17 protein-coding genes are annotated in these 25,797 nt (G+C 73.2%); 11 read left to right on the top strand and 6 right to left on the bottom strand.

All coding sequences use genetic code 11. The features are described from left to right. The 6 genes from infB to IF37_RS0129885 form a co-directional block, all read left to right on the top strand. The coding region (infB, locus tag IF37_RS39875) for a translation initiation factor IF-2 (RefSeq protein WP_030749405.1) at positions 1–2,739 on the top strand (2,739 nt) is incomplete at its 5' end. A 295-nt stretch (positions 2,740–3,034) separates the two neighbouring features. Next, on the top strand, positions 3,035–3,328 hold the full coding sequence (locus IF37_RS0129905) for a DUF503 domain-containing protein (protein ID WP_030749401.1): 294 nt from the start codon (positions 3,035–3,037) through the stop codon (positions 3,326–3,328). A 51-nt stretch (positions 3,329–3,379) separates the two neighbouring features. Continuing rightward, positions 3,380–3,838 (top strand): 30S ribosome-binding factor RbfA, encoded by a 459-nt coding sequence (rbfA, locus tag IF37_RS0129900; protein WP_030749397.1) that lies wholly within the window; start codon positions 3,380–3,382, stop codon positions 3,836–3,838. Continuing rightward, positions 3,835–4,740, top strand: a complete 906-nt coding sequence (gene truB, locus IF37_RS0129895) for a tRNA pseudouridine(55) synthase TruB (protein WP_030749393.1) — start codon at positions 3,835–3,837, stop codon at positions 4,738–4,740. The genes rbfA and truB overlap by 4 nt, the downstream gene beginning before the upstream one ends. 160 nt (positions 4,741–4,900) lie before the next feature. Further along, complete coding sequence (locus IF37_RS0129890; protein ID WP_030749390.1) at positions 4,901–8,731, top strand: serine protease; 3,831 nt, start codon at positions 4,901–4,903, stop codon at positions 8,729–8,731. 188 nt (positions 8,732–8,919) lie between these two features. Beyond that, positions 8,920–9,867 (top strand): bifunctional riboflavin kinase/FAD synthetase, encoded by a 948-nt coding sequence (locus tag IF37_RS0129885; protein ID WP_030749387.1) that lies wholly within the window; start codon positions 8,920–8,922, stop codon positions 9,865–9,867. A gap of 78 nt (positions 9,868–9,945) precedes the next feature. Here IF37_RS0129885 and IF37_RS0129880 read toward each other — a convergent pair whose 3' ends face one another. From IF37_RS0129880 to eccE, 3 genes are all read right to left on the bottom strand, one after another. Beyond that, complete coding sequence (locus tag IF37_RS0129880) at positions 9,946–13,437, bottom strand: SCO5717 family growth-regulating ATPase (protein WP_030749384.1); 3,492 nt, start codon at positions 13,435–13,437, stop codon at positions 9,946–9,948. Positions 13,438–13,794: 357 nt separating this feature from the next. Continuing rightward, positions 13,795–14,583, bottom strand: a complete 789-nt coding sequence (locus tag IF37_RS0129875) for a hypothetical protein (RefSeq protein WP_030749381.1) — start codon at positions 14,581–14,583, stop codon at positions 13,795–13,797. Further along, on the bottom strand, positions 14,580–15,908 hold the full coding sequence (eccE, locus tag IF37_RS0129870; RefSeq protein ID WP_079165941.1) for a type VII secretion protein EccE: 1,329 nt from the start codon (positions 15,906–15,908) through the stop codon (positions 14,580–14,582). The genes IF37_RS0129875 and eccE overlap by 4 nt, the downstream gene beginning before the upstream one ends. Before the next feature lie 196 nt (positions 15,909–16,104). Between eccE and eccB the strand changes: the two genes are divergently transcribed. The 3 genes from eccB to IF37_RS0129855 are packed head-to-tail and all read left to right on the top strand — an operon-like array spanning position 16,105 to position 19,529. Then, positions 16,105–17,631 (top strand): type VII secretion protein EccB, encoded by a 1,527-nt coding sequence (gene eccB, locus IF37_RS0129865; protein WP_030749377.1) that lies wholly within the window; start codon positions 16,105–16,107, stop codon positions 17,629–17,631. Between the two features lie 33 nt (positions 17,632–17,664). Further along, positions 17,665–18,933 (top strand): type VII secretion-associated serine protease mycosin, encoded by a 1,269-nt coding sequence (mycP, locus tag IF37_RS0129860; protein ID WP_030749375.1) that lies wholly within the window; start codon positions 17,665–17,667, stop codon positions 18,931–18,933. Then, complete coding sequence (locus IF37_RS0129855; protein ID WP_030749373.1) at positions 18,930–19,529, top strand: hypothetical protein; 600 nt, start codon at positions 18,930–18,932, stop codon at positions 19,527–19,529. Before mycP ends, IF37_RS0129855 begins: the two co-directional genes overlap by 4 nt. Before the next feature lie 99 nt (positions 19,530–19,628). On the opposite strand, the gene IF37_RS40985 is transcribed toward IF37_RS0129855, so the two are convergent. From IF37_RS40985 to IF37_RS0129840, 3 genes are all read right to left on the bottom strand, one after another. After that, positions 19,629–20,099: a hypothetical protein gene (locus IF37_RS40985; protein ID WP_158727412.1), complete on the bottom strand. Its 471-nt coding sequence runs from the start codon at positions 20,097–20,099 to the stop codon at positions 19,629–19,631. A gap of 86 nt (positions 20,100–20,185) precedes the next feature. Next, positions 20,186–22,483 (bottom strand): DUF6571 family protein, encoded by a 2,298-nt coding sequence (locus IF37_RS0129845; protein ID WP_030749361.1) that lies wholly within the window; start codon positions 22,481–22,483, stop codon positions 20,186–20,188. A gap of 71 nt (positions 22,484–22,554) precedes the next feature. Then, positions 22,555–23,073 (bottom strand): hypothetical protein, encoded by a 519-nt coding sequence (locus tag IF37_RS0129840; protein ID WP_030749358.1) that lies wholly within the window; start codon positions 23,071–23,073, stop codon positions 22,555–22,557. Between the two features lie 445 nt (positions 23,074–23,518). Here IF37_RS0129840 and IF37_RS0129835 point away from each other — a divergent pair, with 445 nt between their 5' ends. Both IF37_RS0129835 and IF37_RS0129830 read left to right on the top strand, forming a co-directional pair. After that, the gene (locus tag IF37_RS0129835) at positions 23,519–23,986 is read left to right on the top strand and encodes a hypothetical protein (protein ID WP_253915890.1); all 468 of its coding nucleotides are present in this window, start codon (positions 23,519–23,521) and stop codon (positions 23,984–23,986) included. Next, a complete protein-coding gene (locus tag IF37_RS0129830) occupies positions 23,979–25,781 on the top strand; it encodes a WXG100 family type VII secretion target (protein ID WP_030749351.1) in 1,803 nt (600 codons plus the stop codon). Before IF37_RS0129835 ends, IF37_RS0129830 begins: the two co-directional genes overlap by 8 nt. Positions 25,782–25,797 lie beyond the last annotated feature (16 nt).

Here is a 25,797-nt window from a genome sequence, read left to right as displayed (position 1 = left end):
GCGTCCGCGCCCGCCCCGGGCCCGCGCCCGGTGCCGGGTCCGAAGCCCGCGCCGCGTCCGGCCCCGGCCGCCCCGGAGTTCACCGCTCCGCCGGCGCCCCCGGCCGCGCAGACCCCGCAGGCTCCGGCCGCCCAGGGTCCGCGTCCCGGCGCCCGTCCGGGTGCCCCGAAGCCCGGTGGCCGTCCGGCTCCCGGTCAGGGCCAGGCCCGTCCGGGCCAGGGTGGTCCGCGTGCCGGTGGCCAGGCCCCGCGTCCCGGTGGGCGTCCGGCCGGTCCCCGTCCGGGCAACAACCCCTTCACCTCCGGTGGCTCCACCGGCATGGCCCGTCCGCAGGCCCCGCGCCCGCAGGGCGGCCCGCGTCCCGGCGGCCCCGGTGCTCCCGGTGGCGCTCCCCGTCCCCAGGCGCCCGGCGCCCAGGGCGGCGGTCCGCGTCCGCAGGCTCCCGGCGGTCCCCGGCCGTCCCCGGCCGGCATGCCCCGCCCGCAGGGCGGTCCGCGTCCCGGCGGCGGTCCCGCCGGCCCGCGTCCGAACCCGGGCATGATGCCGCAGCGTCCCGCCGCGGGCCCGCGTCCCGGTGGCGGTGGCCCCGGTGGCCGTGGTCCCGGTGGCGGCGGCCGTCCCGGTGGCGGCGGCGGTCGTCCGGGCGGCGGCGGCTTCGCCGGTCGTCCGGGTGGCGGTGGCGGTTTCGCCGGTCGTCCGGCCGGTCCCGGCGGCGGCGGTGGCGGTTTCGCCGGCCGTCCCGGTGGTCCCGGTGGCGGCGGTGGCCGTCCCGGCTTCGGTGGTCGTCCCGGCGGCCCCGGTGGCCGTGGTGGCACGCAGGGCGCCTTCGGCCGTCCCGGCGGTCCGGCGCGTCGCGGTCGCAAGTCGAAGCGGCAGCGTCGCCAGGAGTACGAGGCCATGCAGGCCCCGAGCGTCGGCGGCGTGATGCTGCCGCGCGGCAACGGTGAGACCATCCGTCTCTCCCGCGGCGCGTCGCTCACCGACTTCGCGGAGAAGATCAACGCCAACCCGGCGTCCCTCGTCGCGGTCATGATGAACCTCGGCGAGATGGTCACCGCGACCCAGTCCGTCTCCGACGAGACCCTCCAGCTCCTCGCCGACGAGATGAACTACACGGTTCAGATCGTCAGCCCGGAGGAGGAGGACCGCGAGCTGCTCGAGTCCTTCGACATCGAGTTCGGCGAGGACGAGGGCTCCGAGGAGGACCTGGTCGTCCGTCCGCCGGTGGTGACCGTCATGGGTCACGTCGACCACGGCAAGACCCGACTGCTCGACGCGATCCGCAAGACGAACGTCATCGCGGGCGAGGCCGGCGGCATCACCCAGCACATCGGTGCCTACCAGGTCGCGACCGAGGTCAACGACGAAGAGCGCAAGATCACCTTCATCGACACCCCGGGTCACGAGGCGTTCACCGCCATGCGTGCCCGTGGTGCGAAGTCGACCGACATCGCGATCCTCGTGGTGGCGGCCAACGACGGTGTCATGCCGCAGACGGTCGAGGCCCTGAACCACGCCAAGGCGGCCGACGTGCCGATCGTGGTCGCGGTCAACAAGATCGACGTCGAGGGTGCCGACCCGACCAAGGTGCGCGGTCAGCTGACCGAGTACGGCCTGGTGGCCGAGGAGTACGGCGGCGACACCATGTTCGTCGACATCTCCGCCAAGCAGGGTCTGCACATCGACTCGCTGCTGGAGGCCGTGGTCCTCACGGCCGACGCCTCGCTCGACCTGCGGGCCAACCCGAACCAGGACGCGCAGGGCATCTCCATCGAGTCCCGTCTCGACCGCGGCCGCGGTGCCGTGGCGACGGTCCTCGTCCAGCGAGGCACGCTGCGGGTCGGCGACACGATGGTGGTGGGCGACGCCTACGGCCGCGTCCGCGCCATGCTCGACGACAACGGCAACAACGTCGCCGAGGCCGGCCCGTCGACGCCGGTCCAGGTCCTGGGCCTGACCAACGTCCCGGGTGCGGGCGACAACTTCCTGGTGGTGGACGAGGACCGTACGGCCCGTCAGATCGCCGAGAAGCGCGCCGCTCGTGAGCGCAACGCCGCGTTCGCCAAGCGCACGCGCCGCGTGTCGCTGGAGGACCTGGACAAGGTGCTCAAGGCCGGCGAAATCCAGCAGCTGAACCTGATCATCAAGGGTGACGCTTCCGGTTCCGTCGAGGCCCTCGAGTCCTCGCTGCTCCAGCTGGACGTCGGCGAAGAGGTCGACATCCGCGTCCTGCACCGCGGTGTCGGTGCGGTCACGGAGTCCGACATCGACCTGGCGATGGGCTCCGACGCCATCGTGATCGGCTTCAACGTCCGCGCGGCCGGCCGCGCGGCGCAGATGGCCGAGCGCGAGGGTGTGGACGTCCGGTACTACTCGGTCATCTACCAGGCGATCGAGGAGATCGAGGCGGCCCTCAAGGGCATGCTCAAGCCGGAGTACGAAGAGGTCGAGCTGGGCACGGCGGAGATCCGCGAGGTCTTCAAGTCGTCCAAGCTGGGCAACATCGCCGGTGTGCTCATCCGCTCGGGCGAGGTCAAGCGCAACACCAAGGCGCGCCTCATCCGCGACGGCAAGGTGGTCGCGGAGAACCTCAACATCGAGGGCCTGCGTCGCTTCAAGGACGACGTGACCGAGATCCGCGAAGGCTACGAGGGTGGTATCAACCTCGGAAACTTCAACGACATCAAGGTCGACGACGTCATCGCGACGTACGAGATGCGCGAGAAGCCGCGGGCGTAACGGCCCACGGCTCCCCAGCTGGCCGGCGGGACTTCGGTTCCGTCGGCCAGCGTGCCTTTTCCCGACCGCCCGTCCCGGCCGCACCCGGCCGGGACGGGCGGACGGCGGGGGAAGGGAACCGGGGCCGGGCCCCGGGCAAGGACATCCGGGGCCCGGCCCCGGGCGGCACCGCAGCCGGCGGCGCCGCGGAAACCCTGTCGAGCCACCGGCGGGTACGCGGTACGGTTCTTGATGTCCCCGGCCACACGGCCCAGGGGCCACCGATCCCGTACCGGCGGGTGAACCGGTCACATACATGTACGTGGGGACTCTGTCCTTCGACCTCCTCCTCGGCGACGTCCACTCGCTGAAGGAGAAGCGTTCCGTCGTCCGCCCGATCGTCGCCGAGCTCCAGCGCAAGTACCCGGTGAGCGCGGCCGAGGTGGACCACATGAACCTCCACCGGCGGGCGGTCATCGGCCTCGCCATGGTCTCCGGCGACACGGCGCACCTCAGCGATGTGCTGGACCGGTGCGAACGGCTGGTCGCCGCCCGCCCCGAGGTGGAGCTGCTGTCGGTCCGACGCCGCTTGCACGGCGAAGACGACTGACGGCGACCAGACCACAGAACACGAGCAAGAGAAAGAACGGGAGACGGACCAGTGGCCGACAACGCGCGGGCGAAAAGGCTGGCGGACCTCATCCGGGAGGTGGTGGCCCAGAAGCTGCAACGCGGGATCAAGGACCCGCGGCTCGGCTCGCACGTCACCATCACGGACACCCGGGTCACGGGTGACCTGCGGGAGGCGACCGTCTTCTACACGGTCTACGGCGACGAGGAGGAGCGGACGGCCGCGGCCGCCGGCCTGGAGAGCGCCAAGGGCATCCTGCGCTCCGAGGTGGGGCGCGCGGCCGGGGTGAAGTTCACGCCCACCCTGACCTTCGTCGCGGACGCCCTGCCGGACACCGCCCGGACCATCGAGGACCTCCTCGACAAGGCCCGGCAGTCCGACGAGAAGGTGCGCGAGGCGGCCACCGGCGCCACGTACGCCGGCGGCGCCGACCCCTACAAGAAGCCGGCCGACGACGACACCGACACGGACGGCGACGCCGCGGAATGACCCAGAAGCACACCACGCCCGACGGCCTCGTCATCGTCGACAAGCCGTCGGGCTTCACTTCGCACGACGTGGTCGCCAAGATGCGCGGGATCGCGAGGACCCGCCGCGTCGGCCACGCCGGCACCCTCGACCCGATGGCGACCGGCGTCCTGGTCCTCGGTGTCGAACGCGCCACCAAGCTCCTCGGGCACCTCGCGCTCACCGAGAAGGAGTACCTGGGCACCATCCGCCTGGGCCAGAACACCCTCACCGACGACGCCGAGGGCGAGATCACCTCGTCCGCCGACGCCTCCGGGATCACCCGGAAGGCCATCGACTCCGGCGTCGCCAAGCTCACCGGCGACATCATGCAGGTGCCGTCCAAGGTCAGCGCCATCAAGATCGACGGCGTACGGTCGTACAAGCGGGCCCGCGAGGGCGAGGAGTTCGAGATCCCCGCCCGGCCGGTGACCATCTCCTCCTTCGCCGTGTACGACGTCCGGGAGGCGGTCGCCGAGAACGGCACGCCCGTGCTCGACCTGGTGGTCTCGGTGGTCTGCTCCTCCGGCACCTACATCCGGGCCCTCGCCCGTGACCTGGGCGCCGGCCTCGGCGTCGGCGGTCACCTCACCGCCCTGCGCCGCACCCGCGTCGGGCCGTACAAGCTGGACGGGGCCAAGACGCTGGACCAGCTCCAGCAGGAGCTGACCGTGATGCCGATCGCCGAGGCCGCGTCCGCCGCGTTCCCGCGCTGGCAGGTCGACGCCAAGCGGTCCCGGCTGCTGCTGAACGGCGTCCGGCTGGAGATGCCCGAGGAGTACACGGGCGCCGGTCCGGTGGCCGTCTTCGACCCCGAGGGCCGTTTCCTCGCGCTCGTCGAGGAGCAGCGCGGCAAGGCGAAGAGCCTGGCCGTCTTCGCCTGAGCCGCTGCCTTCGCCCCTCCATTCACCCGACCGGGCAGGCGCTCGGAGTGAACCGGGGGAGTGGAAGGGGGCGCGTTCGCCGCGCGATCTTTCCCGCCGATCACCACGCCCTACCGTCGGAAGACAGGGCAGGGACGGGGACGGGCGGGGAGGTACGGCCATGGCGGGACGGGGCCCGCGCACCGGCGACGGGCGCCGCGAGCGGGAGGAACAGGCGGACGGGGGCCGTGGGCACGGGGACCGCGCTCACGCGCGCCCCGGGCGCGGGCAGCGCCCGTACGGAGAGAGCGCGTACGGGGAGGGGCCGTACGGCGGACCGGGCACGGCGACGGCGGCGCCCGCCGCCGCCCCGCCCGCCGGCAGCGGCGTCGACCCGGCCCTCGTACACATCCGGGACCTGACCGGCCGCCCGCGCGGCCTCGGCTTCCTCGCCGACCACGAGGGCACCCTGCTCACCAGCCACGAGGCCGTCGACGGCCTGCCCCGGCTGGTGTTGCACACCACCGGCGACCACACCCGCGTCGTCACCGCCGACGCCGTCACCCCGCTGCCCCACCTGAACCTCGCCCTGGTGCGCACGGAGGGCCTCGGCGTACGGCCGCTGCCGCTGACCGCGCGGGAGCGGATCGACGCCGGCAGCTACGTCCGGATCGCCGCCGGGTGCTGGCGCGAGGCGCGGGTACTGGCCGCCACCCAGGTGACGTACACCGCCGCGGACCGCTCCCACCGTCTGGCCGACGCCCTGGAACTGGCCATCGGCACGGCGGGCCGGGACGCGCTCAGGACCGGTGGCGGCGCGGCCGGCGGACCGGTGCTCGACGCCGACACCGGCGCGGTCGTCGGCGTCCTGGGCACCGCCCTGCACACCGAGCAGCGGGACACGGGCTTCGCCGTCCCGCTGCGGCCCGCCGACGGCGCCCTCACCGTGCTGCTCGCCCGCAACGCGGCCACCGTGCCGGCCTACGGCGCCGACCTCAACCTCGCCGGCGTCCTCAGGCTGACCGCCGCCACGGCGGGCCGGCAGGGCCATGAGAGCGCCGTCGAACCGGTCGAGCGCACCGGCATCGCCCGCGAACTGGCCGCCTTCGCCGACGGCGACCGACCCGTGCTCGGCCTGGTCGGCGCACCGGGCAGCGGTCGTACGACGGAACTCGCGGCGCTCGCCGCCCGGCGCGCCCGGGGCGACAGACCCGCCCCCACGCTGTGGCTGCGCGGCGCCGACCTGGCGGACGCCGACGACTCGGTGGCCGACGCCGCCCGCCGCGCCCTGGCGCGGGCCGCGCGGACCGTCGCCGCGTCCCGCGCCGTCCGGCCCGAGGACCTGGGCGACATCACCCCCGACCGCCTGGCCGGTTTCGCCGCCCGCGCCGGCCGCCCGCTGCTGCTCCTCCTCGACGGCCCCGAGGAGATGCCGGCCGCCCTCGCCCACCGCCTCGCCGACTGGACCCGGGCCACGGCGGACTGGCTCCGCCTGACCGGCTGCCGCCTGGTGGTGTCCTGCCGGGAGGAACTCTGGGAACACGCGGGAAGGGCATTCCCCGACGGGCTCCTCCACACCCCCGCGCTCCTCCCCGCACCCGCCGGCCCCGGGACGCCGGTGGGGGATGGCGGCGCGGTGGGCGGGCGCGCCGCCTCCGGGGTTCCGGCGGAGCCGGGCGGGGCGGAGAGCGGGGCGGGAAGCGGGGCGGCCGGTGCGGGGCCCTCGGCGGCGGACCCGGATGGCGCCGGGATGCCGATCGGCGCCGGGATGCCGGTCGGCGGGGACGGCCAGGACGGCAGGGACGGCCAGGGCGGCGGGACGGCCGGTCCGGGTGATCAGCCACCGCCCTGTCTGCGGGTCGGCGACCTCACCGCGGAAGAGGCGCGGCGGGCCCGGCAGCGGTACGGGATTCCGGACGGCGCGCTCGTCGAGCCCGACGCCCGGCACCCGCTCACGCTCCGGCTGCTGGCCGAGGTCCGGGCCGCCGCCCCCGCCGCCCCGGCCGCCGGCCCCCTCGACCGGTACGACGTCTTCGCCGCCCACCTCGACCTGACGTGCCTGCGCGTCGCGGTCCGTCTCGCCGCCGCCGACGGCCCGCACGGCACGGCCGTACGACGGCTCGCCGTGCGGGTGGCCGGGCAGGTGCACGAGGCCGCCCGGCGCAGCCTCGGACCCGGACAGGGCGCACTGGACCGGGAGTCGTTCGAGGCGCTGTTCCCCCGGGGACCCGCCCCCGCCCGGCTCGGCGGCCGCACCGGCTGGGCCCACGCCGTCCTCGCCGAGGGCCTCCTCGTGCCCGCCGGCGACGGCTACCGCTTCGCCCACGAGGACCTCGCCGACTGGATCCAGGGCCTGCACCTCGACCTCGACGAGGCCCTCCGCGCCCTGGTGCACCGTCCCGTCGAGCGGCGCGTCACCCCGGGCCCCGTCCCGGTGCCGCACCACCGCATCGGCCCCGTCGTACAGGCATTGCTGCTCCTGCCCCGCCGACACGGAACCCGACAACTGGGCGTGCGTCTCCAGGAGTTGACCGAGGCGCTGGACCACGACACCGGCTCCTGGTGGGCCGCCCGGCTGCTCGCCCGGACCCTGCTCCGGGTGCCGGACGCGCTGCCGTACGCGGAGGTGCTGCGCCTGCTCGCCGACCGTATCGTCGCCTGGCGGCGCGCCCGGCGCCCGGTGCCGGCGGAGTTCGGCCCCGCCTTCTGGACCGCGCTGCCCCTCCCCGGCGCCGAGCGCCTCGACCTGCTGCGCCGGCTCGTGCTGGCGGACCCGGCACCGCCCGCGGCGGGCGACCGCCACCTGGACGCCGTCGCCGGGCTGCTCGCCGCCGCCCCGGGCACCGTGCAGCCGCTGCTCACCGCCTGGTTCGCCGACGAGCGGCCACTGCCCGCGACCCCGCACGCCACCGTGGCCACGGCCGCACAGGCCCTGCTGCACACCCATCGGCACGGCGCCCTGGACGACCTGACCGAGGCGCTGGTGGCCTGTGCCCACCGGCGCGCCGACGAATTGCTGGGCGTCCTCGCCGAGGAGGAGCCGTCGGCCGTCTGCCGGGCAGTCGACCGCTGGGCGCACGACGAGCGGCCCGCCCGCCGGGCGGCGGCCGTGGCGTGGGCCCTGCGCGCGGCCCCCCACGCCCGCTCGGACGCCGACCGCGAGCTGCTGCGCCACACCGCCCGCACGCTGCTGGCCCGCCCCGCCGACCACACCCTGCACGGCGGCGCCCTGGCCGTACTGGTCCACGACCCGCACACCCGCGACCAGCACCTGCCCGCGGCCCTGCGCCACTTCGCCGACGGCGATCCGCGGTTCCCGCCGACCGGCCTGGCCCCGGCCCTGGCCACGCACCCGGAACCGGTCCTGGAGGCCGTCCGCGCCCGGCTGCGCGCCCCGGACGCCGGCGGCGCGGAGGCCGGAGCGACCCTGCGCGGCCTCGCCGGGGCCACCACCCCGGCCCTGGCCGGCCGGGTCGCCGCCCTGGTCCGGCAGGCGGTACGGCGGCGGCCGGACACCGCCGGACACATCGCCGCCCAGGTCGGCGACCGGCTCGCCCACGGCCCCACCGCCCGCCCGGTGCTGCTGCCCCTCGTCACCGGCCTGCTCGACGGCGGCCCGGAACAGCTCCGGGCGGCCCTCGCCACCGTGCTGGCCGCCGCCGGCCCGCCCGCCTCCCGCCCGCTCCGCCGCGAGCTGCTGGAACACCTGCTCGCCGAGGAGCGGGACCCGTCCGTCCTGGACGCCGTCCTGCACGCGGCGGCGGGCCCCGGTCACGGCTGCGCGGACGAGGTCCGGGGGCTCGTCCGCCGCGTCGGCCTGCTGCTGGTCCGCACGCCCGAGGGCGCCGCCCGCCTCGACCGGGGCCTGGTCGACCTCGGCCGGCACGTGCCCGGCTTCGCCGCCCGCATGGCCCGCTGGCTGGCCGACGCCCCGGACGACTGGGCCGCCGTGGTCGGCCCCGGCACCCGCCGCACGATCGAGAACCTGGCGGACGCCCGGGTACCGGCTTGAGGAGGCGGCCGGAGACGGCAGCCCGAGGCGGTGGCCGGGGGCGCGGAGGTGGTCCGAGGAGGGACGCGTGACGTGCGCCAGGTCACAGCCACCATGCCGATGGTGGCTCACGCCACCCGGCATGGCACCCTTAGACCTGCACCACGAGGTCAAGGTAGACACGGACACAGGTTCGAGGAGCGGTCACAGTGCAGCGCTGGCGTGGCTTGGAGGACATCCCCCAGGACTGGGGGCGCAGCGTCGTCACCATCGGTTCCTACGACGGCGTCCACCGCGGCCACCAGCTGATCATCCGGCACGCCGTCGAGCGCGCCCGCGAACTGGGCGTACCGGCCGTCGTGGTCACCTTCGACCCGCACCCCAGCGAGGTGGTCCGCCCCGGCAGCCACCCGCCGCTGCTCGCCCCGCACCACCGCCGGGCCGAGCTGATGGCCGAGCTGGGTGTCGACGCGCTCCTCATCCTCCCCTTCACCACCGAGTTCTGTAAGCTCTCGCCCGCCGATTTCGTGGTGAAGGTGCTGGTCGACAAGTTGCACGCCAAGGCGGTCGTGGAGGGTCCCAACTTCCGCTTCGGCCACAAGGCGGCCGGCAACGTCGAGTTCCTCGTCGAGCAGGGCAAGGTCTACGACTTCGAGGTCGAGGTCGTCGACCTGTACGTCACCGGCGAGGCGGGCGGCGGCGAGCCGTTCTCCTCGACCCTGACCCGCCGTCTGGTCGCCGAGGGCGATGTCGCGGGCGCCCGCGAGATCCTGGGCCGCCCGCACCGGGTGGAGGGCGTCGTCGTCCGCGGCGCACAGCGCGGCCGGGAACTGGGCTTTCCGACGGCCAACGTCGAGACGCTCCCGCACACCGCCATCCCCGCCGACGGCGTCTACGCCGGTTACCTGCACGTCCACGGCGAGGCCATGCCGGCCGCGATCTCGGTCGGCACGAACCCGCAGTTCGAGGGCACGGAGCGCACGGTGGAGGCGTACGCCATCGACCGCGTCGGTCTCGATCTGTACGGCCTGCACGTCGCCGTCGACTTCCTCGCCTATGTGCGCGGACAGGCGAAGTTCGATTCGCTGGAGGCCCTGCTGGAGCAGATGGCCGCGGACGTGAAGCGGTGCCGGGAGATCGTGGCCGCGGAGCGGTGAACCCCGCCCGGCGGCAGTGAGGTACAGCGCGAAGGGCGGCCGGTGCGGTGAGCACCGGCCGCCCTTTTCCGCGCCCCCCTACTGCCGGGGCGGAGCCTGCGGAGGCTGCTGACCCGGCTGGGGCTGCCCGGGCTGCGGATAGCCGGGCTGTGCCGGATACGGCTGCGGCTGCCCCTGCGGCGGCGGGGCGTACGGCTGGGGCGGCGGGGCGTACGGCTGACCGGGCGCCGGTGCCTGCGGGTACGGCTGCCCCGGGGCGTCCGGATAGGGCTGACCGGCGCCGTACGGCTGTCCCGGCATCGCCTGTCCCGGCATCGGCGGGGCGGCCACCGGCGGCGGGTTGCCGTCGGACGTCCACAGCCCGTGCGACTGCTGGTGCCGTACGAAGTCCTCGGCGACCAGCGTGGCGAGGTTGAAGTACGCCTCGCGCGTCCGCGGCCGCATCATGTCGAGGTCGACCTCGGCACCGGCGGCCAGATGCTCGTCGAAGGGCACCACCACGACGCCGCGGGTCCGGGTCTCGAAGTGCGACACGATGTCTTCGACCTTGATCATCTTGCCGGTCTCCCGGACCCCGGAGATCACGGTCAGGGCCCGGGACACCAGATCGGCGTACCCGTGCGCGGACAGCCAGTCCAGCGTCGTGCTGGCGCTGCTCGCGCCGTCCACCGACGGCGTGGAGATGATGATCAGCTGGTCGGCGAGGTCGAGCACCCCGCGCATGGCGCTGTACAGCAGACCGGTGCCCGAGTCGGTCAGGATGACCGGGTACTGGCGGCCGAGGACATCGATCGCCCGCCGGTAGTCCTCGTCGTTGAACGTGGTCGAGACGGCCGGGTCCACGTCGTTTGCGATGATCTCCAGACCGGAGGGCGCCTGGGACGTGAACCGCCGGATGTCCATGTACGAGTTGAGGTACGGGATCGCCTGGACCAGGTCACGGATGGTGGCCCCGGTCTCCCGGCGCACCCGTCGGCCGAGCGTTCCGGCGTCCGGGTTGGCGTCGATGGCGAGGATCTTGTCCTGCCGCTCGGTGGCGAGGGTGGAGCCGAGCGCGGTGGTCGTCGTGGTCTTGCCCACACCGCCCTTGAGGCTGATGACCGCGATCCGGTAGCAGGACAGCACCGGCGTGCGGATCAGCTCCAGCCTGCGCTGCCGCTCGGCCTCCTCCTTCTTGCCGCCGAGCTTGAACCGGCCGCCCGCCGCGGCGGGCCGGCCGCTCTTCGCCTTCTGCCTCTTGTTGTTGAGCAGCCGGTCCGAGGACAGCTCCACGGCGGCGGTGTAACCGAGCGGCGCGGCACCGGGGTTGGTCGGCTGCCGCTGGTCGTGCTGGAGGGGCTGCGGCCACGCGGCACCGGACCGCGGGTCGACCGGGGCCTGCGGCGCCCCGGGGACGGGGCCGGCGGCGGCGTCCGGGGCCTGCGGGGTGTGCGGGGGTTGCGGCGTCTGCGGGAAGCCGTAACCACCCAGCTGGGCCGACGGGTTGGGGGCGCCCGGCGGCGGGAATCCGTAACCGCTCGGCGGGGTGGGGCCGTTCGGGACCGGCTGGGCCGCCGGGTTCTGCGGGAAGCCGTACCCTCCGGGCCGGCCCTGCGGGTTGGGCGCTCCGGGCGGCGGGAATCCGTAACCGCCAGGCGCGGTGGGCCCGTTGGGAACCGGCTGCGGACCGGCCGCCGGCGCGCCGGGCTGGTTCGGCTGGTGGGGCTGGTTCTGCTGGTGCCACGCGGCGGGCGCGGGCTGCGGGGCCTGCGGCTGGAAGGGCGGCTGCTGACCGGGTGCGCCCGCCGGTCCCTGGCCGTCCGCCGGCTGCGGCTGCTGACCGGGCATCGGCCCGGGCTGCTGCGGGGCGGCCTGGTGCGGCCACTGGGCCGCGGGTACCGGGGCGGCGGGCTGGTACGAGGGCGGCAGCGGAGGCAGCCCGTTCTGCGGCGCGGGCGGCGGATTCCAGCCGGGCTGCGCGCCCTGGGGGGCCGGGGGAGCGGGCGGCACGGCGGGCCCGCCCTGGGGCCCACCGGGCTGGCCGGGACCCGGCTGAGCCGCGCCGGGCTGGGCGGCGGGCAGGGGTGCGCCGGGCTGGGCGGCATTGGGCAGGGGTGCGCCGGGCTGCTGGGTGCCGGGGGGCGGGAAGCCGTATCCGCCGGGGTGGCCGGGAACCGGCTGGGCGGCGCCGGGCTGGGGGAAGCCGTATCCGCCGGGCTGGGCTGCTGTGGGCGGAGCGGCGGCGGGCAGCGGGAAGCCGTACCCTCCGGGCTGGCCGGGGATGGGCTGGCCGGGGATGGGCTGGGCGGCGCCGGGCAGGGGTGCGCCGGGCTGTGCGGTACCGGCGGGGTGCGCGTCCCCGGAGGGCGCGGCGGCCTGCGGGGCGCTGCCGTCCGGGGCACCGGCACCGGCAGCCGTACTGTCACCGGCGGTGCCGCCGCCGGGGGCACCCTCGCCCGGAACCTTGTCCTGCGGCGCGCTGTCCTCCGGGCCGCTGTGCCGAGGCGTGTCGTCCTGGGCCGTGGCGCCCGCCGTCACGGTGTCTGACGGCTCGTTGTCCGACGGCTCGGACGTGCCCGTCCGCGCGGAGCTGGCGGAACCCTCCTCAGCCGCGGCACGCTCCAGCGCGGCAGCGTCCTCCGAGGCGGCCGGTTCCGGGGTCCCCGGCTCCGCCGAGCCCTCCACCGAGTCGTCTGCCGATCCCTCGGCCGAGTCCCCGTCGGTGTCCGTCCGGTCGCTCCCGCCCTGCTCCTCGTCCCCGTCGGACGCGGTGTCCTCCGGGGCGGCGGCCTCGTCGCCTCGGTCGCCCGCGGAACCCGCCGCGGAGTCCTCGTCCGTGGACTCGAGGGAGTACCCGGTGACCCCGGCACGTTCGGCGATCTCGGCCATCTGGCGCTTCAGGGTGACGGCGTTGAACCGAAGGGTCGCCCCGCTCTCCAGGTCCCCGTTGTCCGTCTCCGGCTCGACCGCCGGCGCCGCCTGCGGCTGCTGCGGTTGCTGTGGCTCGAAGCCCTCGGGCAGCCGCGGCACCGGGACCGGATCACCGGCCGGTACCGGGGGCTGGGCGGCCGGGGCGTACGGTGCGGCCCCGCCCGCCGGGGGCGCACCGTACGGCGTTCCCTGCGGCGCGGTGGACGCGGCCCCCCGCGCGGGAGGCGGCGGCGGGTAGGCGGCTCCCGGCGCCGGAGCGAACGGAGCGTCCTGCGGCGGACCGAACGGAGTGCCCTGCGGCGGCGTGAAGGGCGCGCCCTGCGGCGGAGGGAACGCGGTGCCCTGCGGGGGAGTGCCCGCCGGGGCGGCGGGCGGTGTCGCGCCCGGCGCCGGCGAGCCCGTCGGGAACGACGGCACACCGGGGGCGGCCGGAGCGCCCGGGTCACCGGCGGTGCCGGAGCCGCCGGCCCCGCCCGCCCCGGCGGCGAAACCGCCCCCGCCCGCGGAACCGCCCGACGTACCGGACGCGTTCTGCGTATACCAGGCGGGAGGAGCGTAGTCGATGGTGAACTCGCCGGTGGTCTCGACGGCCTCCGCGTCGGGCTGGTCATCGCCGGGTGTGTCCCAGCCCCCGCGCATCCCGTCCCGATCGCTGCTCACAGTTCCTCCTGGTGTGGTCGAGCACCCTCATGCCGTGCCGGGGCGACCATTCGTGTCGTACCGAGTCGTCCGTAGTCGTTCGGGGCGGTCCGGTCCAGCGGACCTGCCCCGGGACACCGACGTCCGGCCCATGGGTCCTGCCATCGCGCCCGCTCCCAGCCTAATCACCGCGAGCCACCCCCCGGCAGGCCCGCCCACTTCTCGGTGAACACCCCACCGGGTCACCGACCGCCCGCACATCCCGGGCCCGGCAGGTTCCTTGCCGCGGGGAACGGGGACCAAACGGCAGACATGTGACGAAGACGGAACGCGCGGGCCGCCCACGACGGCACGAACAAAATGGACAGTGAGGGCAGTTCAGTCCATCCGGCGCGGTGTGCCCAACAATCCGATCTCGGCGTCGGTGGGTTGCGTCAGCACGTACTGCCGGTCACGGTCGGTGCACCACAGGGTGACGCCGTCGGGCAGCCCCGGCAGCGACTCCACCTCGGTCCGGGTGAGCCCCATCGTGCGCCCCAGTTCGGCCGCCTCGTCCGGCGATACCCGCTGTATGCCGGCGAGCCGCGCCTGCCGCAGCAGCCGGGGCGCGACGGGGCTGAGGTACGGCAGCAGGGTCAGCACCGACTGCCAGGGCCCGGACACCACCCGGCCGCGCGGGGGCCGCATACCGCAGTCCCGCACCACCAGCACCGGTGTACCGGCCGAGGCGCCCTGCGGCGGCACCCGCCCGACCTCGTACACGGAGAGCCCGTTCTGCCCGCCGCCCATGGCGTGCACCATCTGCATCCACGCCTGCGGCCGGCCGGTCTCCACGGCGACCCGGGCACCGGTGGCCGCCGAGCGCAGCGCCAGCACCTGCGCCGTCCACAGGCCGCCGATCAGGACGACGTCGTACGGCGTGGGCCGGTTGATGCCCAGGACGGCCGGCTGCCCCTCGGCGTCGACACCGGCCACCACCCCGTCGTCCCCGATGGGCAGGGCGAGCGCGTCCAGTTGCTGTGCGGTGAGCCCGTGCCGGCCGTGCCGGGGCCCGATCAGACCCAGCCCGTGCCGCAGCAGCTCGACCGCCCGCCGCGGCCCGGACGGCTCCCGGGTCCCCGCTGCGGCCGTACCCGGGACGGGGGAAGTCGTCGGAATCGTCGTCACCGCGCACCTCCGAGCGGCAGAGTGGCCAGCATGCCGGGCAGCTGCTCGCGGTCGAGCCGGGCCAGACCCGCCCCGGACTGCCGGGCCGCGTCCTCCAACGCGCGCCGCGCCGACACGAGTTCGTCGTCACTGCGCCCGGTCACCCGCAGGTGCCCGCACAGCGACACATCCTGCCGCTCCCCGTGCGCGAGGGTCAGACTGAAGGTGGTCGCGAGGGCCGGCACCGCCGTGACCCGGGCGACGAACTGGGGCAGGGACTCGGCCCGGTCGCCGCCCAGCGGCGGCCAGCGCCGCACCCAGTACGTCGTGTGCCGGCGGTTGTCGCAGCGCCAGCTGCGCCCCGACTCCTCCGTGCGCCGCTCCCGGGTCTCGCTGCGCCCGGCCTCCGCGGTGACCAGCGGATTGGCGCAGGCCGAGGTGGCGAGGGCGGCGACCACCTCCTCCTCGTCCAGCACCCGCGCCCGGAACCCGGCGCCGGTCAGCCGGCTCGCCAGGTGGTCCGCGGCCCGTACGAGGCACTTCTGCGCCCCCGTCAGCCCGCCGCCGCGCGCGGCCACGGCCTCGGCGCACAGCTCGGGGTCCAGCTTCAGCGCGATCCAGGTGATGCGCACGGCCGGGGCACCGGTCTGTTCCTGCAACGGCAGGTAGTTGGCGACGGCCACGGACTGCTGGGGCAGGTGCAGCGCGGGCGCCGGCTGCGTGTGCAGCACGATCTGGGCCGACTCCAGGCGGATGCCGTCCACCTCGAGCGCGTCCCGGACCAGCCCCAGCGGCAGCGGCTGGCGGGTCCGCTCGGCGCGCAGCGCGGTCGCGTCCGCCTCCACCTGGAGCACGGCGGTGACGAAGGTGCCGTCCCCGACGACGCCGACCGGCCGCCGGTCCCGCGCGCCGTACGAGTACGTGCGCAGGGCCGGCTCGCACTCCACCGCCGGGACCAGTCCGGGCTCCGTGCCCGGCGGTATCGGGGTGGTCGCCGCCCGCCTCTGCCGCGCCCGCAGTTCCCGCGCCGTGGCCAGCCACTCCGGCAGGGTCCGGCCCCGCCGCCGTACGAAGGCCAGCAGGACCAGCAGCAGCGCGACCACCGCGGCCGGCACCAGCGCCGCCATGCCGACGGCCCAGCCGACGACCAGCACGGCCGCCGCCAGCTCCACCAGCACGAGCCGTTGCAAACGGAACGAGCCGGCCTGGCCCGGACGCTGTCCGAGGCCGGGCGTGATCTGCGCGCCGCGCTGGGCGGACGTCCCGCGCGGCGGCGCCCCGGACCCGGCCGCACGACCCCGTGCCGCCGACCGGCCGCGTCCTCGCGTCCGCGTTCCGGAAGCCATCACTCCATCCCCCCGATTTGCTCACAACTCGCTGGAACCAGGCCACTGAACAAGGCCCTTGAGGGCCCAGGTACCCTACCCGCTCCACGAGGTCCGCTCCGTACAGGCATAGTAGGGGCCGGGTCCGACAACGGAGGGCGGGGGAGCGTGGTCCCCGGGCGCGCTCCGCGTGAGACACGGGGAGAAACAGGCACAGATGGCATCTCGGCGGGACCAACTCAACGCCTACACCTTCGCGAAGCGCCGCATGCTCGCGTCGTTCGTGCAGTCGTCACCGGATGCCTCCGACGAGGGGGCGCCCCGGCCGCTGCGCGCGATCCTGCCCGGCGCCATCGTCGGCGTGGTCGTGCTGGCGGCCTTCGGTGCCTGGGGCATGTTCAAACCGACCGCCCCGCAGGGCTGGAACGATCCCGGGCAGAAGGTGATCATCGCCAGCAAGTCCACCACCCGGTACGTGGTGCTGAAGACCGAGGGCAAGGTCCAGCTCCACCCGGTCCTCAACATGGCGTCGGCCAAGCTCGTCCTCAACACCCAGAGCGACGTCGACGTCGTCACCGTCGACGAGTCGGTCCTCGACAACGGCACGATCCCGCACGGCGTCACCATCGGCATCCCCTACGCCCCCGACCGGCTGCCCTCCGGCAAGGAGGCCGGCGCGGCCAAGGAGTGGGCCGTCTGCGAGCGCCCGAGCGGCAGCGGCAGCTCGATCCAGAAGGCCGCGTTCGTCCTGGCCGAACGGGACCGGACGAAGCTCAAGGGGCGGCAGAAGCTGCACGGCGGCGAACTCCTCTACGTCGCCACCCCGGACGAGAAGCGGTACGTCGTCGACGCGCGGGGCCGCGCGTACCCGGTGGACGCCACCGACAGCCTGCTGCTCCAGACCATCGTGGGCGCGGACCGCAACCCCCAGCAGGTGACCAAGGAGTGGATCGACACCCTGCACCCGGGCGACCGGATCAGCTTCCCGCCGGTCACCGGTGTCCCCGGCACCGCCGCGAACGCCCCCGGCCAGCTGGACGCGGACGCCAACCGCGTCGGCATGGTGCTCAAGGCGCCCGTCAACGGCCAGGAACAGTACTTCGTCGTCCTGCCCGGCCGGGTCGCCCCCGTCTCCGACTTCGTCGCCCAACTCCTCCTGGTCAGCAGGGACCTGGTGAAGCTCGGCCAGGCGGGCCACGCCCAGGAGGTCAGCGCGGGCGCCATCACCCGCGGTGAACCCTTCGCCGCCGACCACACCTGGCCCACCGAGAAGCCCAGCGCGGTCAACACCCCCTCCACCGCCGACGGCAGCCGCAACACCGTCTGCAACGTCCTCGGCCACGTCGACCCCGACAACGGCGACACGACCCTGACCACCTGGGCGGGCACCGACTTCCCGGCGGTCCTGCCCACCGGTTCCTCCAGCGCCTACGTCACCGCCGGCTCTGGCCAGCTCTTCCGCCAGTTCCAGGGCACGGAGACCAAGGTCGGCGGGGTGTTCCTGGTCACCGACACCGGCCTGCGCTACGCCCTCCAGTCCAACGACGACAGCGTCACCGCCGACAAGGGCATCGGCATGTCGGCCAAGCAGCGCAAACAGCTCCAGCAGGAGGCGAAGCTGGCGCAGACCCGCCTGGGCTACGCCGGCCTCGACCCCGCCCCGATCCCCGCGCCCTGGTCGAAGTTCCTGCCCACCGGCCCCCGTCTGTCGACCGCGGCGGCCCGCCAGCCGCAGGGCTCCTAGAGGGGTACGACGATGCTCCTGAGGGATACGACGATGACAACCGCGCCCGCGCTCCGCGCCCGCACGACCACGGCGACGACGGCGACCACGGCGGCGACGGCCCTGGCTCTGGCCGCCACCCTGCTCGCGGCGCCGACGGCCGCGGCCGACGCCGGCCCCGGCCAGTGCACGTTCACCAAGACCAACCACAAGTACACGGGCACCCCGTGGGCGCTCCAGCGGGTCAACCTGGACGAGCTGTGGAGCGAGTCGAAGGGCAAGGGCGTCCGGGTCGCCGTCATCGACACGGGTGTCGACACGGCCAACCCGCAGCTCACCAAGGCCGTCGACGCCTCCCTCGGCACCAACCTCCTGCCGGCCAAGGACAAGAAGGGCCAGCCCATCGACCGCGGCAACGCCAAGGGCACGACCGACACGGTCGGCCACGGCACGCGCGTCGCGGGCATCATCGCGGCCCGCCCCCTCAAGGGCACGGGCTTCGTCGGCCTCGCTCCCGAGGCCACCATCATCCCGATCAAGCAGAACGACGAGGAGGGCCACGGCACGGCCGGCACCCTCGCCGAGGCCATCCGGTTCGCGATCAGGCAGAAGGCCGGGGTCATCAACATCTCCCAGGACACGGCCGACGCCGCCGTGCCGGACCCGGTCCTGCACCAGGCGGTCGACGAGGCGCTGGCGGCCGGCATCGTCGTGGTGGCCTCCGCGGGCAACGACGGCCTGGGCGGCGACTCCAAGAAGACGTACCCCGCGTCCTACCCCGGTGTCCTCGCCGTGGGCGCCTCCGACCGCAACAACGAACGCGCCGCCTTCTCCCAGTCGGGCGACTTCGTCGGCGTCGCCGCCCCCGGCGTCGACATGGTCTCCACGGTCCCCCAGGGCGGCCACTGCTCGGACAACGGCACCAGCTTCTCCGCCCCGTACGTGGCCGGCGTGGCCGCGCTGATCAAGGCCAAGCACGGCGACTGGACCCCCCGGGAGGTGGTGGCCCAGATCGAACAGACCGCGGAACGCTCCATCCCGGGCAGCGACCGGCTGGTCGGCTGGGGCGTCGTGGACCCGGTCCGCGCCCTCACGGAGGACGACCACCGGATCGAGTCGCCGCGCCCCGACGCGGGCCTCACCCACGCGGAGGCGCCCACCCCCGCCGAACTCACCCTCGGCGAGACCCCGCGGGAACGCACCGCCCGCATCGCGACGTACGTCGCCGTCGGCGTGGCGGTCCTGGTGGCGGCGCTGAGCGGCGGAGCGGTGGCCCTACGCGACGCCCGCCGCAGGCGCCGAGCCCTGGAGAGCCGAACGTGACGTCCATTACGGTCATCCTGTTCGTCATGTCCGCCGTTCTCATCGCCATGACCTGCGTCCGGGCGGACCGTGTGCGTTCCTGGCGGGAAGCCGTCAACCCCACGGCCCCGGAGGTACCCGACTCTGCGTTCACAGCGGCCCGGGTCACCTTCCTCGTCATGGCCGCGTTCGGGATTTACTACGGCTTCCAGAGCATCTCCCTCGCCGACAGCACGGCGTGGAGCGACGGTGAACTGACCAGCGCGGTCAGCGGCGCCACGGACGCCCTGGACGGCGTGACCGCCTACGCCGACCCGCACGAGAACGCACCCGTGGACTTCGACGGCGAGTACGCCCTGAGAATCCGGGACGAGGTGGTCGCCCACGGCGGCGCCGACGCTCCCGACTGGGGCGTGGACGCCGCCCTGACCGGCCCGGACGCGTCCGACGAGGCGTACTACACCATCACCGCCGACGGCGCCGCCACGGCGTTCTGCCTGCACGTCACCATCAGACGGGACAAGAGCAGCGACTACGAGGCACCGGGCATAGCCGGCAAAACATGGCCCCAACGCGCGTACACCTTCACGGCGACGAGCCACGAGGATGAGTGCTGAGCGGCCGGACTTCTTCGGATGACCGCTCACCGGCCCACCGTGTCACCCGACCTCGCGGGATGCCGCTGCACGAACCAGACCGTATCGGACAGAGCTGCCCTACGGACACTCATCGGACCGCCCGATGGTCTCGGTGAACGCGGTGGCCAACTTCTTCATGGCGGTGGTGTCACCGAGATCTGGGTCGCTGATCTGCAAGGAGGTGTACAGCAGCTGCCCGGCGTGACCGGGATTCGTACAGCCCTTCACCAGTTCGACGGCGCCTGTCCCGCTGTAGTAGTTGCCGTCGGAGGACAGCTGGGTTTTCTCCAGCTGTGGATTTCCGGACGCGACCAGAGCGCTGGCCACGTCCTCCTCCCACCATTCGAGGTTCAGCGTCATCGCCCAGTGGCCGTCGACGTCCACACGGCAGTTCTCCCTGGAGGGCACCGGACGTGCCTTCCTGACCTTGATCTCCTTGCCCGCGGGAAGGAGCGGGGAGACCAGGCCGGGATCCAACGGAACACCGCACAACGCCTTGGGCACGTCGTACTCCCGCTTGGCATTGGACTCCGAGCAACCGGCGGTCATGACCAAGGCGGCAATCACCCCCGTGGCTGCCACCATTCGTCGCGCCATCCCGTCCCCTGCCTCTCCCGGCCAGCCCGATCCCGACATCAGATGTCCGTGACGAGCTCGGCGCCGACCCGCTCCATGTAACCGCCGCCTTCCAGGAAACCCTGGGAAGAGGACTGCTCCGCCCATGTGGCCACGTCACCGTTCAGGTGGTACTGCTTGGCCGCGTTGAAGGCGGCCGCACTGGTGTACTTCATGTTGGCCTGGTTGCCGTTCTCCCAGTCTTTGCCGATCCGCGGGCCCGCGTCATCCTTGGCGCTACCCTCGGCATCCTTGAAGAGTTCCTCCAGCATCATGCTGGTGGCGGTCCCGGCGGCGCCACCGACTCCGGCACCCACCGCCGGAGAGGCGATGAAGGACGTTCCGACGCCTACGCCGGTCCCGACGGTTCCGCTCAGGAGGTTCTTCCACTGGGCTACCGAGTGGTCGAAGTCCTTGTCCTTCTGATCGGCCGGCCCCGCCACCGCTTCGTTGCGTCCCATCGCCAGGGTTCCCGACACCTGGCCGGAGTGGCGCGCGATGTCCCGGACCGTGAGCTCCATGTCGTGATCGGGCCGTTGGTTCTCCGGCAGATCCGGATTCAGGTGGTACTCCAGGAGATTGGCCATGTACTTCTTCTGGCCCACCTCGACGGCGGCATAGCCTTGTGGGTCCTGGCCGACCGCGAACAGGAACCGCGAGACATCGCTGTGGTTCACCTCGGCAGCCGCGCCCTGGACGGGATACAGCTTCTGGAGGCGCTCCCACGCGGCCTGCCCGGCCGCGTCGTTCTTGCCGGGGTGACGGTCCACATCGGTGGTGGCACGGTCGATGTCCGGAAGGTACTCGGAGGCGATCTGACCCATGCTGTCCGACATGAAGCTGTGGTCCGTGAGGCGGCCGTTGTCGTCCGAGATCGAGGACACGATGTTCTCGAACAGCTTGGCCTGCCCGGGGGTGTGCGCGGGGGTGTCATAGGTGGGCAGCTCCCCCGCGGGGTGCCCCGTCGTGGCGGCCTCCAGCGCCGCCGCCAGGTTGTTGCGACCGTCGTCGCTCTCGCCGCGGCTCAGGTCGTTGTTGCTCTCGTGCGGCCAATCGCGGTCTTCGAAGAGGTACTTGAAGTTGGAGACGGCCTTCTTGTGGTCGCCGTCCTTCGGGATGAAGTCGTCGTTGAAGAAGTCGGTCGCGGCACCGGGGTTGTGGGAGAGCCCCTGGAGGTAGCCCGACAGGGGGTCGAAGCCGGAGTCGCCGCCCTTCATGCGGTTGAGGTAAGGGCTGAACCCCATCCGCTGCCAGGCCGTGTGATCACCGTCATGCGTCAACTGACGTTCCTTCTCCATGAGGCTCTTGCCGTACTGCTTCATGAAGTCGTCGTCGTAGTCCCCCACGCGCATCAGGTTGCTCATGACCTGGTAGCCGAAGATGCCGCCCCGCTTGCCGCCGACGTCCTGGCCGCTGATGTCGACCATGTGGCGCTTCCACTCGGTCATGTCGGCCGTGTCGCTCCGGCTGGCGGAGGCGAGGGTGAGACTCAGGTTCTTCTGCAGGTCCCCCAGCTGCTCGCGCCGCTCCCGGTTGATCTCGGGGGAGACCTGGGAGTCACTGACGTTGGCCCAGAAGGACAACGTCTTCTCCGGCCCGAGGTCCTTCGCGAACCGCTCCGAGAACAACGGGTCGTCGTGGTACTTCTTCAGCCCCGCGTTGAGCCGGTCGAAGTCCTTCACCGACAGGTCGTCCGGGTCCTTCTTGGCGAGCGCGGCCATCTCGTCGGCCTCCTTGACGGCCGTCGCCGCGGCGTCCCGGTCCTCGTACCGGGCGTCGGAGAAGCCCATCCGGGCCTGGTCGACCAGCGCCATGAGGACGGTCTTGGCCGAGTTGTCGCTCTCGGTGGCCCGGCTGAGGATGCCCTGGATCTCGTCGCGGAGGGCGTCGACGTCCTTCTGGTCGGCCCCGCCCGTCTTGCCGCTCGGATCCGAGCTCCAGTCGGGCCGTGTGCTGCTCATCACCGTGAACTTGCCGTCGCCGGAGTTGATGACGGTCAGGTTCTTCTGCTCTCCGCGCGCGACGGCGCCCGTCAGCTGCTGGTGGAACGCCTTCAGCTCGTCCCGGGTGTCGCGCAGGATGTTGCGGATGGTGGTGGCCTGGGTGTGGGCGTCGCCGAACTCACCGGCCGTCTTGCCTATGAACTGCTTGGAGACCTGGGCGTTGACTCCGACCCAGTCGGCGTTGAGGGCGGCCTTGTGCAGGCCGTCCTCGGCGTCCTTCTTCAGGTCCACGAGGTGGTCGACGAGCGTCGACCAGTCGCTGACGGCGTCGTCGAGCAGCTTGAAGTTGGCGTGGTAAAGGGCGTTGAAGTCCATGGGTGCTCGTCCCGGGGTAGCGGTGCCGATGGTGTGATCGTCCGTGTCGTGTCGTCAGCGACCCGACGCCGCTACTCCTTCTTCTTGCCCTGGCCCTTCTTGTCGACCCCGTAGTCGTTCTTGCCGCCAGGTGCCCCGACCCGCTCGTCGAACCCGGCGTCCAGCGTGTCGATGCTGCTCATCTGCCGCTGGATGTAGTGCTCGTCGTTCGCGTGCACGGCCTTGGTGGTCTGCATGTGGTTCGAGATCTGGGCGCAGGCGTCCATGAGGGACTTCAACTGCTCATCCCAGCGGTTCGAGACGTGCTGGAGCCCGGCGCCGAGGGCGAAGCCCTGCTTGGAGAGGTCGCCGGCCGCGGAGTCGCTGCTCGGGGTCGCCACGCGGGCCTTGTCCCAGAGCTGGTCGTAGAGGTGGTGCGCGGCCCCGCCGATCTTCTCCAGGTCCTTGTGGCCGACCTTGAGGTCACCGGTCTTGCCCGGCAGGGCGTAGGAGCCGCCACTGCCCGGATCGGGGAGGTGGTTGATCCGCATCTGCGTCGACTGCCCCTGAGCAGCCTCCGCCTTGAGCTGCTCCCATTCGTCCCAAGCCATGGAAGGCCCCTTCCCCCGTGATGAGTCCGCTGTGGGGCCAAACTAGCAACCGCCCCCGAGGAGAATGCACGCCATATCCGCCATAAGCGATGTATCGAGCGTGAAAATTCGGCGGAGGCGGTTTCGGTGGTTCGCCTACGGACTGTCCCGGCGGGGTCATGAGGCCGCGCTGTTCCGCCCCGGACCGCTCCGACGGCCCTGGCGCCGTCCCGCATGTGAAGCTTCTGCGGAGATGGCACGCCCCATCTGTCGCCATTGACCCTGTTGCCGGTCTTCGGCAGCCGCGAGCCGGTCACTTCGGGACGGCATCGCAACTGAACCGTCGTGAAGTTCAGTTGGCCGCCTTTTGCACAGTGACTACAGTAGTCGGCGATAGATCGGGGGGCGGCTGCGTGCCGGCCGGTCTGTCCAGCTGTACAAACGGGGAAACGGGGAAGGGGTCGCAGTGGCCGACGGTGGCGGCTCGGGCATGCGGCGCGGCATCGACGCGCTGGGCAAGTTCAAGAAGAAGGTGGACGACGCGCTGAAGGCCTTCGAAGGCGCTCCCGGCGGTCCGTCCAGGCTCGCGGCGCACACGTTGAGCGCAGGCTCGTTCAGCGGTTCCAACATTGCCTTCCACGAGGCGACCGAGCTGCACGGCAAGTACGAGCAGGTGCACGAGCGCCTCACCTCGCTGTCGAAGAACCTCGGCTTGCAGATCGAGGCGCTGACGCTCGCGGCCCACGCGGCCGACGTCACGTACGACGGTACGGACGACGAGGTGCACCGCCGCTTCTGGGCGATCCGTTCGCACCTCGACCAGGAGCACCACGAGGCTACGCAGCCGAAGGACGGGCACGCCGGGCAGAAGCCTGCCAAGACCGCTGAGCACAGCGGCGACGACAAGTCCGCGGGGGCGGGTTCCATTGACTGACAACTGGCAGCAGCAGCCCGAGTACAAGACCGACGTCGCCCAGGCCAACCGCCAGGTCGGCCTGGTCAACGCGATAAGCCGGGTGCAGAACGGGTTCCGGGGCACGCCGATCGGGGCGGCCCTGTCCGCGGGCCGGACCAACTTCGAGAACCACGATCTCAACGCGATGATCGACCTGGTCCACCACGCCAATCCGGAGCACCTGGAGACGGCCAGCAAGGCCCTGTGGGATGCCCGTACGGCCATCCACGACGCGGCCACGGACCTGGAGACGAACCTCAAGGGCGTCGACTGGGAGGGCCGGGGCGCGGAGCAGTTCCACTCCTGGACCGACGGCCTCATCGAATGGACGAAGGGGCTCGCGACCTTCGCCGACGTCGCCGCCACGGAGATCTCCGCGGCCGCCACGGGACTGGCGTCCGTGCGCAACTCCATGCCGGAGCGCGACCCCCGGCCCGTGGCGGACCAGAAGCGCCCCCATGAACTGCCCAAGGCCAAGCAGGTCGAGGACGACCCGGACTACGCCGCCGCGCTGAAGGTCGAGAAGAACCGGCAAGAGGCGATCAACCAGGTGAACCGGTTGGCGTCGTTCTACTCGGTGTCCGCGATGGCACTGGGCATGGCTTTGCAGACGGATCCGAAGCCTTATACGCCTATTCCGGATGTGGGGGTGCCGAGGCCGAGCGGCCGCTATAAGGGCGGTGCCGGTTCGGACGGGTCCTCCACCCCCGGCAGGAGTGCGGGGCTGGTCGGAGGAAGCCACGGGATCGCGGCGGAACGTCACCACGGCACGGCCTCTGCGAGTGGAACCGTGACTGACAGGCATGCATCGCCCGTCAAGGAGGTCCACGAATCCGGCGCGCCCTCCGGCCATGACGTCGGCACGGAGATCAACACCACGACCACCCTGCCTCCCCAGACACCCACCGCACCGCCTGCTTCCCCCACGCCCACACTGCCGACGACCACGGGCGGCAGCCAGCTGCCTCCGGGGCCGATGGCGCCCCCCGTCACACCGACTTCCGGCCGCACCCCCGGCTACGGGCCGGGTGGCCGGCCGCCGGTGACCGCGCAGGGACGCACCGGACCTTACGGAAGCGGCCGTGTGCCGCAGGGACCGGCGGGCCAGCCCGGGCGTACCGTCTCCGGCGGCCGTACCCCGCAGGGCCCCACGGGTCAGACAGGGCGCTCCCTTCCCGGTAGCCGGGCAACCCAGGGGCCGACGGGACAGGCCGCCCGTGCCATGGGCCGCGCGACACCGGCGGGGCAGCCCGGCGGGCGGGGCCCCACTCAGACCGGGCGCTCCCCGATGGGCCGCGCCGTCACCGGCGGGACCCCGAAGACCACCGGCACGCCTGGTGGACGTACCGGAACGACCGGCCCCACCGGTCCGGCGCGCAACGGTGTCGTGGGCGGCAAGCCCGTCACGGGCCGTACGTCCGGAGGGACGGCCAGCCCCCGGGTGCCGCGCGGTATGGTCGTCGGCGCCGAGGAGCCGGCTTCCTCCACGCCGCCGAAGGGCGCCGTCGGTCAGCGCGGAGTCGTCGGCGCTCCCAAGGCGAAGACGGAACCCGGTTCGAGCCAGGCCGTACTGCGTTCGGCGAGCAACCCCGAAGGCGTCATCGGCGCGTCGCGCAACGCCGGCGGATCACAGAACAAGGGCTCCCAGACCGGCGCCACGGGGCTCGGCCGCGGTGCGGTGGGCGGTCGGCAGGTCCCGGCCGGTGGGTCCGCGCAGACGGAACAGCACCGCTCGTCGCAGCAGCGGCGTGATGTGCCCCAGAAGAGCGACTGAAGACGAGCGAGGACGT

Origin of the sequence: Streptomyces sp. NRRL S-31 (assembly GCF_000718775.1) — a bacterium.
Lineage (GTDB): Bacteria > Actinomycetota > Actinomycetes > Streptomycetales > Streptomycetaceae > Streptomyces.
The sequence above is the reverse complement of the archived record's forward strand: the minus strand, read 5'-3'. Positions and strand labels throughout refer to the sequence as shown.